Raw genomic sequence first — 14,948 nt, forward strand, 5'->3', positions numbered from 1 at the left:
ATAAAATAGAAGAACCTTCCCGGATATTCGGGAAGGTTCCGTCACGTCCATGATAAACTGGTGGAATGTCTCCCCCTTTATCAGCCTCTGGACGATGAAAAAGAAAAGACCCGTACTTCAGGATGTGGCCGATCGCGTCGGCGTGACCAAAATGACGGTCAGCCGTTTTTTGCGTAACCCGGAACAAGTTTCCGAAGCGCTGCGTGGCAAGATTGCTATCGCCCTGGATGAACTGGGTTACATTCCCAACCGCGCCCCGGATATTCTTTCCAATGCGACCAGCCGCGCGATTGGTGTACTTCTTCCTTCCTTGACCAACCAGGTTTTCGCCGAAGTGCTGAAAGGCATTGAAAGCGTGACCGACGCCTACGGCTATCAGGCAATGCTCGCGCACTACGGCTACAAGCCGGAAATGGAAGAGGAGCGTCTGGAATCCATGCTTTCCTGGAATATCGATGGGCTGATCCTCTCCGAGCGTACCCACACCGCGCGCACCCGCAAAATGATTGAAGTCTCCGGTATTCCGGTGGTTGAACTGATGGACAGCCAGTCGCCGTGCATTGATATCGCCGTCGGATTCGACAACTTTGAAGCCGCACGCCAGATGACCGCCACCATTATTTCGCGCGGCCATCGCCACATTGCCTATCTCGGGGCGCGTCTCGACGAACGCACCATCATTAAACAGAAGGGCTACGAGCAGGCGATGCGCGAGGCGGGCCTTACCCCATACAGCGTGATGGTTGAGCAGTCGTCGTCGTACTCCTCCGGCATTGAGTTGATGCGTCAGGCGCGTCGTGAATATCCGCAGCTCGACGGTATTTTCTGTACTAACGATGACCTCGCGGTCGGCGCGGCGTTTGAGTGTCAGCGTCTGGGCTTAAAAATTCCTGACGACATGGCGATTGCCGGTTTCCACGGGCACGACATCGGCCAGGTGATGGAACCGCGTCTGGCGAGTGTCCTGACCCCGCGTGAACGTATGGGCCGCATTGGCGCTGAACGTCTGCTGGCACGTATCCGGGGTGAAATTGTTACGCCTAAGATGTTAGATTTAGGTTTCACATTGTCACCGGGTGGATCTATTTAATCCGACAAGTTTGAAGTAGATCACACAACTCAGTTTATCGTCCGACAGGTTATTGCTTATCCAAAAGTCCGGCAGGACAATGTTACCGATAACAGTTACCCGTAACAAACTGACCTTGTGGGAGCATCGCTTTGAGCACGACTAACCATGATCATCATGTCTACGTTCTGATGGGCGTCTCTGGAAGCGGAAAATCTGCCGTCGCCAGCGAAGTCGCGTATCAGCTTCATGCCGCGTTTCTTGACGGCGATTTCCTCCATCCGCGCAGCAATATTGTCAAAATGTCCTCCGGCGAAGCGCTGAACGACGACGACCGTAAACCGTGGCTGCAGGCCCTGAACGACGCCGCTTTCGCCATGCAGCGCACCAATAAAGTGTCGCTGATCGTCTGTTCCGCGCTGAAAAAAAGCTACCGCGACCTTCTGCGTGAAGGCAACCCGAACCTCTCCTTCATCTACATGAAAGGCGATTTCGACGTGATCGAAACCCGTCTGAAGGCGCGTAAAGGCCACTTCTTTAAAACCCAGATGCTGGTCACCCAGTTCGAAACCCTGCAAGAGCCGGGTGCGGATGAGTCCGATGTATTAGTGGTCGATATCGATCAGCCGCTTGAGGGCGTGGTCGCCAGCACTATTGAGTTAATCAACAAAGGCAGTAAGTAGTGAGTACATTAACGCTTGTTTTAACAGCCGTGGGGTCCGTATTGCTGCTGCTGTTTTTAGTGATGAAGGCGCGTATGCACGCCTTTGTTGCTTTGATGGTGGTGTCTATTGGTGCAGGGCTTTTCTCGGGTATGCCGCTCGATAAAATCGCCGATACGATGCAAAAAGGGATGGGCGGGACGCTCGGCTTCCTCGCGATTGTGGTCGCACTGGGAGCGATGTTCGGCAAAATTCTGCATGAGACCGGCGCGGTCGATCAGATTGCGGTCAAAATGCTGAAGTCCTTTGGACACAGTCGGGCGCACTACGCGATAGGCCTCGCAGGGCTTATCTGTGCGCTACCGCTGTTCTTCGAAGTGGCGATTGTGCTGCTGATTAGCGTTGCGTTCTCGATGGCGCGTCACACCGGCACCAACCTGGTGAAGCTGGTGATCCCGCTGTTTGCGGGCGTTGCCGCCGCCGCGGCGTTCCTGCTGCCTGGGCCTGCGCCGATGCTGCTGGCCTCACAGATGCACGCTGACTTTGGCTGGATGATTTTAATTGGTCTGTGCGCGGCTATTCCGGGGATGATTATCGCCGGGCCGCTGTGGGGCAATTTCATTAGCCGTTACGTTGAATTGCACATTCCGGACGACATCTCCGAGCCGCATCTGGGCGAAGGCAAAATGCCCAGCTTCGGTTTCAGCCTGGCGCTGATCCTGCTGCCGCTGGTGCTGGTGGGTCTGAAAACCATTGCCGCTCATTTTGTAGCGGAGGGTTCGACCGCCTACGAATGGTTTGAGTTTATTGGTCATCCGTTCACCGCGATCCTCGTGGCGTGTCTGGTGGCGATTTACGGCCTGGCGATGCGTCAGGGAATGCCGAAAGACCGGGTGATGGAAATCTGCGGCGCCGCGCTGCAACCGGCGGGGATTATTCTGCTGGTTATCGGTGCCGGTGGCGTGTTCAAACAGGTGCTGGTAGATTCCGGCGTGGGTCCGGCGCTGGGTGAAGCATTGACCGGGATGGGCCTGCCGATTGCCATTACCTGCTTCGTGCTGGCGGCGGCGGTGCGTATCATTCAGGGCTCTGCGACCGTAGCCTGTCTGACGGCGGTGGGTCTGGTGATGCCGGTTATCGAACAGCTGCACTACACCGGCGCGCAGATGGCAGCCCTGTCTATCTGTATCGCTGGCGGTTCGATTGTGGTGAGTCATGTGAATGACGCAGGCTTCTGGCTGTTCGGTAAGTTTACTGGCGCTACCGAAGCGCAGACGCTGAAGACCTGGACGCTGATGGAAACCATTCTGGGCACCGTCGGCGCGATTGTCGGGATGATTGCGTTTACGCTGCTGAGCTAGATTTTCCCCCTCACCCTAACCCTCTCCAACAGGAGAGGGAACCGTTCTTTTCTCCCTCTCCCCGTGGGAGAGGGTCGGGGTGAGGGCAGCAGGCGACTCGGTGTCACCCCTTCATCCACACCCGGATGCCATCCAGGAACATCTGGGTGGCGAGCATCACCAGAATCAACCCCATCAGACGCTCCAGCGCGTTAACCCCTTTCTCGCCGAGCAGGCGCAAAAACAGACCCGACTGCAACAGAATCGCTACCGTACCGCCCCAGGCGAGCATCAGGGCTATCACTAAATGACTCATCTGATTCGGATATTGATGCGACAGCAGCATTAACGTTGCCAGCAGCGACGGCCCGGCAACCAGCGGAATGGCCAGCGGGACGATAAACGGTTCTTCACCGGCCGGTAAGCCGTTACTGCCGCCATCGTTGCCGGGAAAAATCATCTTTATAGCAATCAGGAACAAAATAATGCCGCCAGAGATAGAAACCGTCTCCGCGCTCAGGTTGAGAAACGCCAGAATTTTTTCACCGGCGAACAGGAAGATGAGCATGATCAGCAGGGCGATTAACAGCTCGCGGATCATAATAGCCCTGCGGCGCTTGGGCTCGGTGTGTTTCAGTACCGACATAAAAATCGGCAGGTTGCCCAACGGATCCATAATCAGGATCAACAGCACCGCAGCGGAAAGGATTTCACTCATAAATTGTTCCCTGATAATTGTGTTTCACACGGCCTCTACGCGTTGAAAATGACGCGTTAAATAAGCTTCTTTACTGAATCCTGCATAATCATTGATATTTTTCACTTGCGACTTTGGCTGCATTTTGTAATGTGAGGCATACCCTGCATTCTTTCGAGAACATCGGGGTCAGCACATCAGCACATACCTCTGCAGGAATACACGCTATGAAAAATGTTGGTTTTATCGGTTGGCGCGGAATGGTCGGCTCAGTACTCATGCAACGCATGGTAGAAGAGCGCGATTTTGACGCCATCCGCCCGGTCTTCTTCTCCACTTCACAGTTTGGTCAGGCTGCGCCTGCATTCGGCACCCAGAGTGCTGGCACGTTGCAGGATGCCTTTGATCTGGAGGCGCTGAAGGCACTCGACATCATTGTCACCTGCCAGGGCGGCGATTATACCAACGAAATCTATCCAAAGCTGCGTGAAAGCGGCTGGCAGGGCTACTGGATTGATGCGGCGTCCTCGCTGCGCATGAAAGATGACGCCATTATCATTTTGGATCCGGTTAACCAGGCTGTCATCACCGATGGCCTGAATAACGGCGTGAAAACCTTTGTCGGCGGGAACTGTACCGTCAGCCTGATGCTAATGTCCCTCGGCGGCCTGTTTGCGCAGGACCTGGTTGAGTGGGTCTCTGTGGCAACCTATCAGGCGGCTTCCGGCGGCGGCGCGCGTCATATGCGTGAATTGCTCAGCCAAATGGGCGCCCTGCATAACTACGTCGCGGACGAGCTGGCGAACCCGGCGTCGGCGATCCTTGATATCGAACGCAAAGTCACCGCGCTTTCCCGCAGCGGCGATTTGCCGGTCGACAACTTCGGTGTACCGCTGGCCGGAAGCCTGATCCCGTGGATCGACAAACAGCTCGATAACGGCCAGAGCCGCGAAGAGTGGAAAGGCCAGGCCGAGACCAACAAAATTCTCGCCAGCCAAAACGTTATTCCGGTCGACGGTCTGTGCGTGCGTGTCGGCGCGCTGCGCTGCCACAGCCAGGCCTTCACCCTCAAACTGAAAAAAGATGTCTCTATTCCGACGGTAGAAGAACTGCTGGCGGCACACAATCCGTGGGCCAAAGTGGTGCCAAACGACCGCGATATCACCATGCGCGAACTGACGCCAGCGGCGGTGACTGGCACGCTGACCACCCCGGTCGGGCGTTTGCGTAAGCTGAACATGGGGCCGGAATATCTCTCGGCCTTCACCGTCGGGGACCAGCTCTTGTGGGGCGCCGCCGAACCGCTACGCCGCATGTTGCGACAGTTAGCGTAACAAAATGAAAAAAGGGGTGCTGAGTCACCCCTTTTTTGTGCCCGTCATCTTATACGTAATAACTATTACCTTCATTTTTACCAGGAGTCAGATAAAGCCTTGGCTATGCTTAAGGAAGAGTTTTTCCTTGAGGTGGGATGACGCAGAAAAGGAAGCACAGGTCTTGCGTCGTTCAGGTCAAAAAAAGTCGCTACAGGTACTGGAAACAGCGACACCTATAACAGGATGAATAGCATGTCCGATCGTATTGATAGAGACGTGATTAATGCCCTTATTGCTGGCCATTTTGCGGATCCCTTTTCCGTGCTTGGCATGCATAACACCGACGCGGGGCTGGAAGTCCGCGCCCTGTTACCCGACGCCACCGAGGTGTGGGTCGTCGAACCCAAAACCGGACGCCAGATAGGCCAGCTCGACTGCCTCGATGCGCGCGGTTTCTTCTGTGGCGTTATGCCACGCCGCAAAAATCCTTTCCGCTATCAGCTGGCTGTGCTCTGGCACGGACAGCAAAACCTGATTGATGACCCGTACAGTTTCGGCCCGCTGTTGCAGGAGATGGATGCCTGGCTGCTGTCGGAAGGCAAGCACCTGCGTCCTTACGAAACGTTGGGCGCCCATGCGGCGACGATGGAAGGCGTGACCGGCACCCGTTTCTCTGTTTGGGCACCGAACGCGCGTCGCGTGTCGGTGGTCGGGCAGTTCAACTACTGGGACGGTCGTCGTCACCCGATGCGCCTGCGGGCGGAGTCGGGTATCTGGGAGCTTTTTATTCCCGGAGCACACAACGGTCAGCTCTATAAATTCGAGATGATCGATGCCCACGGTCACCTGCGGATCAAATCTGACCCGTACGCCTTCGAAGCGCAAATGCGCCCGGAAACGGCATCGCTGATTTGCGGTCTGCCAGAAAAAATCGAGCAGCCAGAATCGCGCCGACAGGCCAATAATTTCGACGCGCCGATTGCTATATACGAGGTGCATCTCGGGTCATGGCGTCGCCATACCGATAACAACTTCTGGTTGAGCTACCGCGAGTTGGCCGACCAACTGGTGCCGTATGCCAAATGGATGGGCTTCACCCACCTGGAACTGCTGCCGATCAATGAGCATCCGTTCGACGGCAGCTGGGGTTATCAGCCTACCGGGCTCTACGCGCCGACCCGCCGTTTCGGCACGCGGGAGGATTTCCGCTACTTCATCAACGCCGCGCACAACGCCGGGCTGAACGTGATCCTCGACTGGGTGCCGGGCCATTTCCCGTCGGATGATTTTGCGCTGGCGAAATTTGATGGCACCGAGCTGTACGAACACAGCGACCCGCGTGAAGGCTATCATCAGGACTGGAACACCCTGATTTACAACTATGGCCGCCGGGAAGTGCAAAATTTTCTGGTCGGCAACGCGCTGTACTGGATTGAGCGTTTCGGCATAGATGCCCTGCGTGTGGACGCCGTGGCGTCGATGATTTACCGCGACTACAGCCGCAAAGCGGGCGAGTGGGTGCCGAACGAACACGGCGGGCGTGAGAACCTCGAAGCCATCGAATTCCTGCGCAGCACTAACCGTATTCTCGGCGAACAGGTGCCGGGCGCGGTGAGCATGGCAGAAGAGTCTACCGATTTCGCAGGCGTGTCGCGTCCACCGGATATGGGCGGGCTCGGCTTCTGGTACAAGTGGAACCTGGGCTGGATGCACGACACCCTCGACTACATGAAGCTCGACCCGGTGTATCGCAAGCATCATCACGACAAACTCACCTTCGGCATGCTGTACAACGGCACCGAAAACTTCGTGCTGCCGCTGTCGCATGACGAAGTGGTCCACGGCAAGAAATCGATTCTCGACCGAATGCCGGGCGATGCGTGGCAGAAATTTGCCAACCTGCGCGCCTACTACGGCTGGCTGTATGCCTTCCCCGGCAAAAAACTGCTGTTTATGGGCAATGAATTTGCTCAGGGGCGCGAGTGGGATCACGACAGCAGCCTCGACTGGCATCTGCTGAACGGCGGCGACAACTGGCATCACGGTGTGCAGCGCCTGGTGCGCGACCTGAACCTGACCTATCGCCACCATAAAGCGCTACACGAGCTGGACTACGACAGCTATGGCTTTGAGTGGCTGGTGGTCGACGATCATGAACGTTCAGTGTTTGTCTTTGTACGCCGCGACCGCCAGGGTAACGAAATTATCGTCGCCAGCAACTTCACCCCGGTTCCTCGCCACCACTATCGGTTTGGCATCAACCAGCCGGGCCGCTGGCGCGAAGTGCTCAACACCGATTCGATGCACTATCACGGCAGTAACGCGGGTAACGGTGGCGGCGTGTACAGCGACGACATTGCCAGCCATAACCGCCCAAATTCGCTGTCGCTGACGCTGCCCCCGTTGTCGACTATCTGGCTGGTCCGGGAGGCCGAATGAGTAAACTCACGGCAGGGAAACCCACCCCGCTCGGCGCAAGCTTCGACGGTCAGGGCGTGAACTTCACCCTTTTCTCCGCGCATGCGGAACGGGTAGAACTCTGTGTGTTTGACAAAGACGGCAACGAGCATCGGGAAGATTTACCGGGCCGCAGCGACAACGTCTGGCACGGTTATCTGGCCAATGCCCGGCCTGGATTGCGCTACGGTTTTCGCGTTCACGGCCCGTGGGACCCCGCGCAGGGGCATCGCTTTAACCCGGCGAAGCTGCTGCTGGACCCCTGCGCCCACCGCGTGGACGGCGAAGCCCGGGACGACGATCGGCTGCACGGTGGTCATGACCAACCCGATAACCGCGACAGCGCGGGCGTCGCGCCGAAGTCAGTGGTGGTCAGTCTGGAGTACGATTGGCAAGACGACGCCCCGCCGCGCACGCCGTGGGGTAATACCGTTATCTACGAAGCGCACGTCAAAGGGCTGACCTACCTGCATCCGGGCATTTCCAAAGAACTCGCGGGCACCTATGGCGCACTCGCCCATCCGCTGATGATTGCCTACTTCAAAAAGCTCGGCATCACGGCGATTGAACTGCTGCCGGTGGCGCACTTTGCCAGCGAGCCGCGTTTACAGCGCCTTGGGCTGACCAACTATTGGGGCTACAACCCGCTGGCAATGTTCGCCGTCGATCCGCGTTACGCCCGGTCGCCTGATACCGCGCTCAACGAATTTCGTGATGCGGTCAAGGCGCTGCACGCCGCGGGAATCGAGGTGATCCTCGACATTGTGCTCAACCACAGCGCGGAGGTTGATCTTGATGGGCCGACCTTCTCCCTGCGCGGAATCGACAACCGTAGCTATTATTGGATAAGGGAGGATGGCGATTATCACAACTGGACCGGTTGCGGTAACACCCTGAATCTCAGCACGCCTGGCTCGGTGGAATATGCCCGCCAGTGCCTGCGTTTTTGGGTCGATGAGTGTCACGTGGACGGCTTCCGCTTTGACCTGGCCTCAGTGATGGGGAGAACGCCGGAATTTCGTCAGGATGCGCCGCTGTTTGAGGCGATCAAAAACGATCCGCAGCTGAGCGCCGTGAAGTTGATTGCGGAACCGTGGGACATTGGTGATGGTGGCTATCAGGTCGGTCATTTCCCGCCACTGTTCGCGGAATGGAACGATCATTTCCGCGATGCCGTACGGCGTTTCTGGCTCCAGCAAAGCCTGTCGCTCGGGGATTTCGCCAGCCGCTTTGCGGGGTCCAGCGATGTGTTCCAGCGCGGGGAGCGTAAACCGTCTGCCTCGGTCAATCTGGTCACCGCCCACGACGGGTTCACCCTGCGCGACTGCGTCTGTTTCAATCAGAAACACAATGAGGCAAACGGGGAAGAAAACCGCGACGGCACTAACAATAACCATAGCTTTAACCATGGTATAGAAGGATTAGACGCCAACCTTGATGTTATCGAGCGGCGACGGGCCAGCGTCCATGGCCTGATGGCCACGCTGCTGTTATCTCAGGGAACCCCGATGCTGCTGGCCGGGGACGAACACGGCCATAGCCAGCATGGCAATAATAATGCGTACTGCCAGGATAACCCTTTGACCTGGCTCGACTGGGAAAAGGCCAACGCGGGCATGACCACGTTTACCGCGGCACTCATTCATTTGCGCCAGCGCATCCCGGCGTTAACCCGGGACAGCTGGTGGCAGGAGGGCGACGGCAACGTTGGTTGGCTTAATCCGGCTGCGCAGCCCCTGAGCGCAGACGAGTGGCATCATGGTATCCCCCGGATGCAAATCCTGCTTTCGGAAAACTGGCTGGTTTGCTTAAACGCGTCACAGGACGTTGCAGATTTTGCTTTACCTGAAGGGGAATGGCGCGCCATTCCTCCATTTGCCGGAGAGGATAATCCGGTAACCCTGGCTGTCTGGCATGGGCCCGCGCACGGAGTGTGCGTCTTCGAAAAGGTCCGCTCGGAAGCATAACGAGCGAGGAAAGGAGTTAATCATGGTTAGACTTGAAAAGAACGATCCTCTGATGTTAGCGCGTCAACTGCCGATCAAATCGGTGGCGCTAATCCTCGCCGGTGGGCGCGGAACCCGACTCAAAGACTTAACCACGACCCGGGCTAAACCTGCCGTGCACTTCGGTGGCAAATTTCGCATTATCGATTTTGCCCTCTCTAACTGCATTAACTCGGGGATCCGCCGTATCGGGGTGATCACCCAGTATCAGTCGCACACCCTGGTGCAGCACATTCAGCGCGGCTGGTCGTTTTTTAGTGAAGAGATGAATGAGTTTGTCGACCTTCTGCCCGCTCAGCAGCGCGTTAGCGGTGAAAACTGGTATCGCGGCACCGCCGATGCGGTCACGCAGAACCTCGACGTCATTCGCCGCTATAAGGCGGAATATATCGTTATCCTCGCCGGGGACCATATCTACAAACAGGACTATTCGCGGATGCTCATCGACCATGTCGAAAAGGGCGCACGCTGCACCGTAGCCTGTATGCCGGTGCCCGTTATTGAGGCAACTGCGTTCGGCGTGATGGCAGTGGATAACGAAGACAAGATTATCGACTTCGTCGAAAAACCGGCCAAGCCGCCAACCATGCCGGGCGACGACAGCAAAGCGCTTGCCAGCATGGGTATCTATATCTTTGATGCCGACTATCTTTATGAATTGCTCGCCGCCGACGACGACGATGCCAACTCCAGCCATGACTTCGGCAAAGATATCATCCCGGAAATCGTTAAAGCTGGCATGGCGTATGCACATCCTTTCCCATTATCGTGCGTACAGTCTGACCCGGAAGCCGAGCCGTACTGGCGCGATGTGGGCACGCTTGAGGCCTACTGGAAAGCCAATCTCGATCTCGCCTCGGTCACGCCAGAACTTGATATGTATGACCAGGACTGGCCGATTCGCACGCACATGGAGTCGCTCCCCCCGGCCAAATTTGTGCAGGACCGTTCCGGCAGTCACGGGATGACGCTGAACTCGCTGGTCTCCGGCGGCTGCATCATCTCTGGCTCGGTGGTGGTGCAGTCGGTGCTGTTCCCGCGGGTGCGCGTTAACTCGTTCTGTAACATTGATTCGGCTGTGCTTTTGCCGGACGTGTGGGTCGGGCGCTCGTGTCGTCTGCGCCGCTGTGTTATCGACCGGGCCTGCGTCATACCTGAGGGCATGGTCATTGGGGAAAATGCGGAAGAGGATGCGCGTCGCTTCTACCGATCTGAGGAAGGTATTGTGCTGGTTACGCGTGAAATGCTGCGCAAACTGCAGGGCTGACAGGAGCGATAATGCAGGTTTTACATGTATGTTCAGAGATGTTCCCGCTGTTGAAAACCGGCGGTCTGGCGGATGTGATTGGCGCGTTACCGGCAGCGCAGATTGCCGATGGAGTGGATACGCGCGTACTGCTGCCCGCTTTCCCGGATATTCGTCGCGGGGTGACGGACGCACAGGTGGTAACCCGTCGCGATACGTTCGCCGGGCCGATTTCGCTGTTATTCGGCCATTTTAACGGCGTGGGCATCTATCTGATTGATGCCCCACACCTTTATGCGCGCCCCGGTAGCCCGTACCACGATACCAACCAGTTTGCGTACACCGACAACGTGCTGCGTTTTGCGCTGTTAGGGTGGGTGGGCAGTGAAATGGCCTGCGGGCTTGACCCGTTCTGGCGTCCGGAAATTGTCCATGCGCATGACTGGCATGCGGGCCTGGTCCCGGCATATCTCGCGGCCCGCGGCCATCCGGCAAAGTCAGTATTTACGGTGCATAACCTGGCTTACCAGGGCATGTTCTACGCCCATCACATGAATGAGATTGACCTGCCGTGGTCGTTCTACAACATGCATGGGCTGGAGTTTAACGGTCAGATTTCGTTCCTGAAGGCCGGGCTGTACTACGCCGATCACATCACGGCGGTCAGCCCAACCTATGCCCGGGAAATTACCGAGCCACAGTTTGGTTACGGGATGGAAGGGCTGCTGCGCCAGCGGCATCAGGAAGGGCGGCTGTCAGGGATCCTCAACGGCGTCGACCCTGAGATCTGGAGCCCGGAAAACGACCTGCTGCTGGCGGCGCGCTACAGCCGCGATCAGCTGGAAGAGAAGGCCGAAAATAAGCGCCAACTGCAAATTGCGATGGGGCTGAAGGTTAATGAAAAAGTGCCGCTGTTCGCGGTAGTCAGTCGCCTGACCAGCCAGAAAGGATTGGATCTGGTGCTGGAAGCGCTGCCGGGCTTGCTCGAGCAGGGCGGCCAACTGGCGTTATTGGGGGCGGGTGACCCGGTGATGCAGGAAGGTTTCCTCGCCGCTGCCGCCGAGCATCCGGGGCAGGTGGGCGTACAGATTGGCTATCATGAAGCGTTCTCGCACCGCATCATGGGCGGCGCCGACGTGATTCTGGTGCCGAGCCGCTTTGAGCCGTGTGGTTTAACGCAGCTGTACGGACTGAAATACGGCACGCTGCCGCTGGTGCGGCGTACCGGCGGGCTGGCGGATACCGTGTCTGACAGCTCGCTGGAAAACCTGGCCGACGGCGTCGCCAGTGGTTTTGTGTTTGAAGACAGTAATGCCTGGTCGCTGCTAAGGGCTATCCGGCGTGCTTTCGTGTTGTGGTCGCGCCCCTCGCTCTGGCGGTATGTCCAGCGTCAGGCGATGAGCATGGATTTTAGCTGGCAAGTCGCGGCGACATCTTACCGCGAGCTTTATCAACGCTTGATGTAATCACAGGACCCATTGCTATGAATGCACCGTTTACCTACGCATCACCCACGCTCAGCGTTGAGGCATTGAAAAACTCGATTGCCTACAAGCTGATGTTCACTATCGGCAAAGATCCGGCCATCGCCAATAAACACGAATGGCTGAACGCCACGCTGTTTGCCGTGCGTGACCGCCTGGTTGAGCGCTGGCTGCGCTCCAACCGCGCCCAGTTATCTCAGGAAGTACGGCAGGTTTACTACCTGTCGATGGAGTTTTTGATTGGCCGCACCCTTTCCAATGCGCTGTTATCGCTCGGTATTTATGACGATGTCAAAAACGCGCTGGAAGGGATGGGGCTTGACCTTGAAGAGCTGATTGATGAGGAGAATGACCCCGGCTTAGGCAACGGCGGTCTGGGCCGTCTGGCGGCCTGTTTCCTCGATTCGCTGGCGACGCTCGGCCTGCCGGGGCGCGGCTACGGTATCCGTTACGACTACGGGATGTTTAAACAGAACATCGTCGATGGCCGTCAGAAAGAGTCCCCGGACTACTGGCTGGAATACGGCAACCCGTGGGAGTTTAAGCGGCATAACACGCGCTATGCGGTGCGCTTTGGCGGGCGTATCCAGCAGGAAGGCAAAAAATCGCGCTGGGTCGAAACCGAAGAGATCCTCGCGGTCGCCTACGACCAAATCATTCCTGGCTACGATACTGACGCCACCAACACGCTACGCCTGTGGAACGCGCAGGCCAGCAGTGAAATCAACCTCGGTAAATTTAACCAGGGCGATTACTTCGCGGCGGTGGAGGATAAAAACCACTCCGAGAACGTCTCCCGCGTGCTCTACCCGGACGACTCTACCTATTCCGGGCGTGAGTTGCGCCTGCGTCAGGAGTATTTCCTGGTGTCGTCCACGGTGCAGGATATCCTCAGCCGCCACTACCAGCTGCACAAAACCTACAGCAATCTGTCGGCTAAAATCGCCATTCACCTCAACGATACCCATCCGGTGCTGTCGATCCCTGAACTGATGCGGCTGTTAATTGACGAGCATAAGTTCAGCTGGGATGAGGCGTTCGAAGTGACCTGCCAGGTCTTCTCGTACACCAACCACACGCTGATGAGCGAAGCGCTGGAAACCTGGCCGGTGGACATGCTCGGCAAAATTTTGCCGCGCCATCTGCAAATCATTTTCGAAATTAACGACTACTTCCTGAAAACCCTACAGGAACAGTATCCGAACGACACCGGGCTGCTGAGTCGCACTTCGATAATCGATGAGTCCGATGGGCGTCGGGTGCGCATGGCGTGGCTGGCGGTGGTTATCAGCCACAAGGTTAACGGCGTGTCCGAACTGCACTCCAACCTGATGGTGCAGTCGTTGTTCGCGGATTTCGCCAAGATTTTCCCGATGCGTTTTACCAACGTCACCAACGGTGTGACGCCGCGTCGCTGGCTGGCGCTGGCTAACCCGCCGCTGTCAGACGTGCTGGATGAAAACATTGGCCGCACCTGGCGCACCGATCTCAGCCAGCTCAGCGAACTGGAACAGCATCTGGATTACCCGCTGGTCAATCAGGCGGTGCAGCACGCTAAGCTTGAGAACAAAAAGCGGCTGGCGGAGTACATCGCCCGCGAGCTCAACGTGGTGGTTAATCCTAAGTCGCTGTTCGACGTACAGATTAAGCGTATCCACGAGTACAAGCGTCAGTTGATGAACGTGCTGCATGTGATCACCCGCTATAACCGCATCAAGGCTGATCCGACCGCCGAGTGGGTGCCGCGCGTGAACATCTTCGCCGGGAAGGCCGCATCGGCCTACTACATGGCGAAGCACATTATTCATCTCATTAACGACGTGGCAAAAGTTATCAACAACGACGCGCAGATTGGCGACAAACTGAAGATCGTGTTTATCCCCAACTACAGCGTGAGTCTGGCCCAGGTAATCATCCCGGCGGCGGATCTGTCCGAGCAAATTTCACTGGCGGGCACCGAGGCATCGGGCACCAGTAATATGAAGTTTGCCCTGAACGGGGCGCTGACGATTGGCACGCTGGACGGGGCCAACGTCGAGATGCTGGAGCACGTCGGGGCCGAGAATATCTTTATCTTCGGTAATACTGCGGAAGAGGTCGATGCGCTGCGCGCCAAAGGCTACAAGCCGCGGGATTACTACGACACGGATGAAGAGCTGCATCAGGTGCTGTCGCAAATTGCCACCGGGTTGTTCAGCCCAGAGGAGCCGGGGCGTTACCGTGACCTGGTAGATTCGTTGATTAACTTTGGCGATCACTATCAGGTGCTGGCCGATTTCCGCAGCTACGTTGACTGTCAGGAGAGCGTCGATGAGCTGTATCGAAACCCGGAAGAGTGGACTACCAAAGCGATGCGCAATATTGCCAACATGGGCTACTTCTCGTCAGACCGCACGATTCAGGAGTACGCGGAGACAATCTGGCATATCGATCCGGTAAGGTTGTAAAACAACCCTCACCCCGGCCCTCTCCCTAAAAGGGAGAGGGAGAAAACCGCTCCTCACCTCTTTGGGGAGAAGGTTAGGGAGAGGGGGAACCGTCCCCTCGCCCCTTTGGGGAGAGGGTTAGGGTGAGGGGATTTCGTCGGCTAAGACGCCAACGACAGTTCACGCTTTCCCGCGTGTTGCACCAGCCATTGCGCCACGCGGGACTGTTCTTCCGCATTCAGCCA

10 protein-coding genes are annotated in these 14,948 nt (G+C 57.0%); 9 read left to right on the forward strand and 1 reads right to left on the reverse strand.

Going from position 1 to position 14,948, the window contains the following annotated elements; genetic code table 11:
• The first annotated feature begins 94 nt into the window (after window positions 1-94).
• The 3 genes from gntR to gntU all read left to right on the forward strand — a co-directional run bounded on the left by gntR (window position 95) and on the right by gntU (window position 3,092).
• A complete protein-coding gene (gntR, locus tag ACG0Z5_RS15405; RefSeq protein ID WP_319627051.1) occupies window positions 95-1,090 on the forward strand; it encodes a gluconate operon transcriptional repressor GntR in 996 nt (331 codons plus the stop codon).
• Between the two features lie 131 nt (window positions 1,091-1,221).
• Window positions 1,222-1,752, forward strand: coding sequence for a gluconokinase (gene gntK / locus ACG0Z5_RS15410; protein WP_394448798.1), 531 nt, complete (start codon window positions 1,222-1,224; stop codon window positions 1,750-1,752).
• Window positions 1,752-3,092, forward strand: coding sequence for a gluconate transporter (gene gntU / locus ACG0Z5_RS15415; RefSeq protein ID WP_394448801.1), 1,341 nt, complete (start codon window positions 1,752-1,754; stop codon window positions 3,090-3,092). Before gntK ends, gntU begins: the two co-directional genes overlap by 1 nt.
• 103 nt (window positions 3,093-3,195) lie before the next feature.
• Here gntU and ACG0Z5_RS15420 read toward each other — a convergent pair whose 3' ends face one another.
• Complete coding sequence (locus tag ACG0Z5_RS15420) at window positions 3,196-3,789, reverse strand: YhgN family NAAT transporter (protein WP_394448804.1); 594 nt, start codon at window positions 3,787-3,789, stop codon at window positions 3,196-3,198.
• Window positions 3,790-3,995: 206 nt separating this feature from the next.
• Between ACG0Z5_RS15420 and asd the strand changes: the two genes are divergently transcribed.
• From asd to glgP, 6 genes are all read left to right on the forward strand, one after another.
• The gene (gene asd, locus ACG0Z5_RS15425) at window positions 3,996-5,102 is read left to right on the forward strand and encodes an aspartate-semialdehyde dehydrogenase (RefSeq protein WP_394448807.1); all 1,107 of its coding nucleotides are present in this window, start codon (window positions 3,996-3,998) and stop codon (window positions 5,100-5,102) included.
• Window positions 5,103-5,336: 234 nt separating this feature from the next.
• Window positions 5,337-7,523 (forward strand): 1,4-alpha-glucan branching enzyme, encoded by a 2,187-nt coding sequence (gene glgB / locus ACG0Z5_RS15430; RefSeq protein WP_394448810.1) that lies wholly within the window; start codon window positions 5,337-5,339, stop codon window positions 7,521-7,523.
• Window positions 7,520-9,508, forward strand: a complete 1,989-nt coding sequence (gene glgX / locus ACG0Z5_RS15435) for a glycogen debranching protein GlgX (RefSeq protein WP_394448813.1) — start codon at window positions 7,520-7,522, stop codon at window positions 9,506-9,508. The genes glgB and glgX overlap by 4 nt, the downstream gene beginning before the upstream one ends.
• 22 nt (window positions 9,509-9,530) lie before the next feature.
• The gene (gene glgC, locus ACG0Z5_RS15440; RefSeq protein WP_394448816.1) at window positions 9,531-10,814 is read left to right on the forward strand and encodes a glucose-1-phosphate adenylyltransferase; all 1,284 of its coding nucleotides are present in this window, start codon (window positions 9,531-9,533) and stop codon (window positions 10,812-10,814) included.
• An 11-nt stretch (window positions 10,815-10,825) separates the two neighbouring features.
• Window positions 10,826-12,259, forward strand: coding sequence for a glycogen synthase GlgA (gene glgA / locus ACG0Z5_RS15445; RefSeq protein ID WP_394448819.1), 1,434 nt, complete (start codon window positions 10,826-10,828; stop codon window positions 12,257-12,259).
• 17 nt (window positions 12,260-12,276) lie between these two features.
• On the forward strand, window positions 12,277-14,724 hold the full coding sequence (glgP, locus tag ACG0Z5_RS15450; RefSeq protein WP_394448822.1) for a glycogen phosphorylase: 2,448 nt from the start codon (window positions 12,277-12,279) through the stop codon (window positions 14,722-14,724).
• The last annotated feature ends 224 nt before the right edge of the window (window positions 14,725-14,948 follow it).

This window comes from Scandinavium sp. M-37, from assembly GCF_043558715.1.
GTDB lineage: Bacteria > Pseudomonadota > Gammaproteobacteria > Enterobacterales > Enterobacteriaceae > Scandinavium > Scandinavium vulneris_A.

Coding starts and splice junctions, on each gene's coding strand:
- gntR (WP_319627051.1), top strand. CDS start 95: ATGAAAAAGAAAAGACCCGTACTTCAGGATGTGGCCGATCGCGTCGGC.
- ACG0Z5_RS15420 (WP_394448804.1), bottom strand. CDS start 3,789: ATGAGTGAAATCCTTTCCGCTGCGGTGCTGTTGATCCTGATTATGGAT.
- asd (WP_394448807.1), top strand. CDS start 3,996: ATGAAAAATGTTGGTTTTATCGGTTGGCGCGGAATGGTCGGCTCAGTA.
- glgB (WP_394448810.1), top strand. CDS start 5,337: ATGTCCGATCGTATTGATAGAGACGTGATTAATGCCCTTATTGCTGGC.
- glgX (WP_394448813.1), top strand. CDS start 7,520: ATGAGTAAACTCACGGCAGGGAAACCCACCCCGCTCGGCGCAAGCTTC.
- glgC (WP_394448816.1), top strand. CDS start 9,531: ATGGTTAGACTTGAAAAGAACGATCCTCTGATGTTAGCGCGTCAACTG.
- glgA (WP_394448819.1), top strand. CDS start 10,826: ATGCAGGTTTTACATGTATGTTCAGAGATGTTCCCGCTGTTGAAAACC.
- glgP (WP_394448822.1), top strand. CDS start 12,277: ATGAATGCACCGTTTACCTACGCATCACCCACGCTCAGCGTTGAGGCA.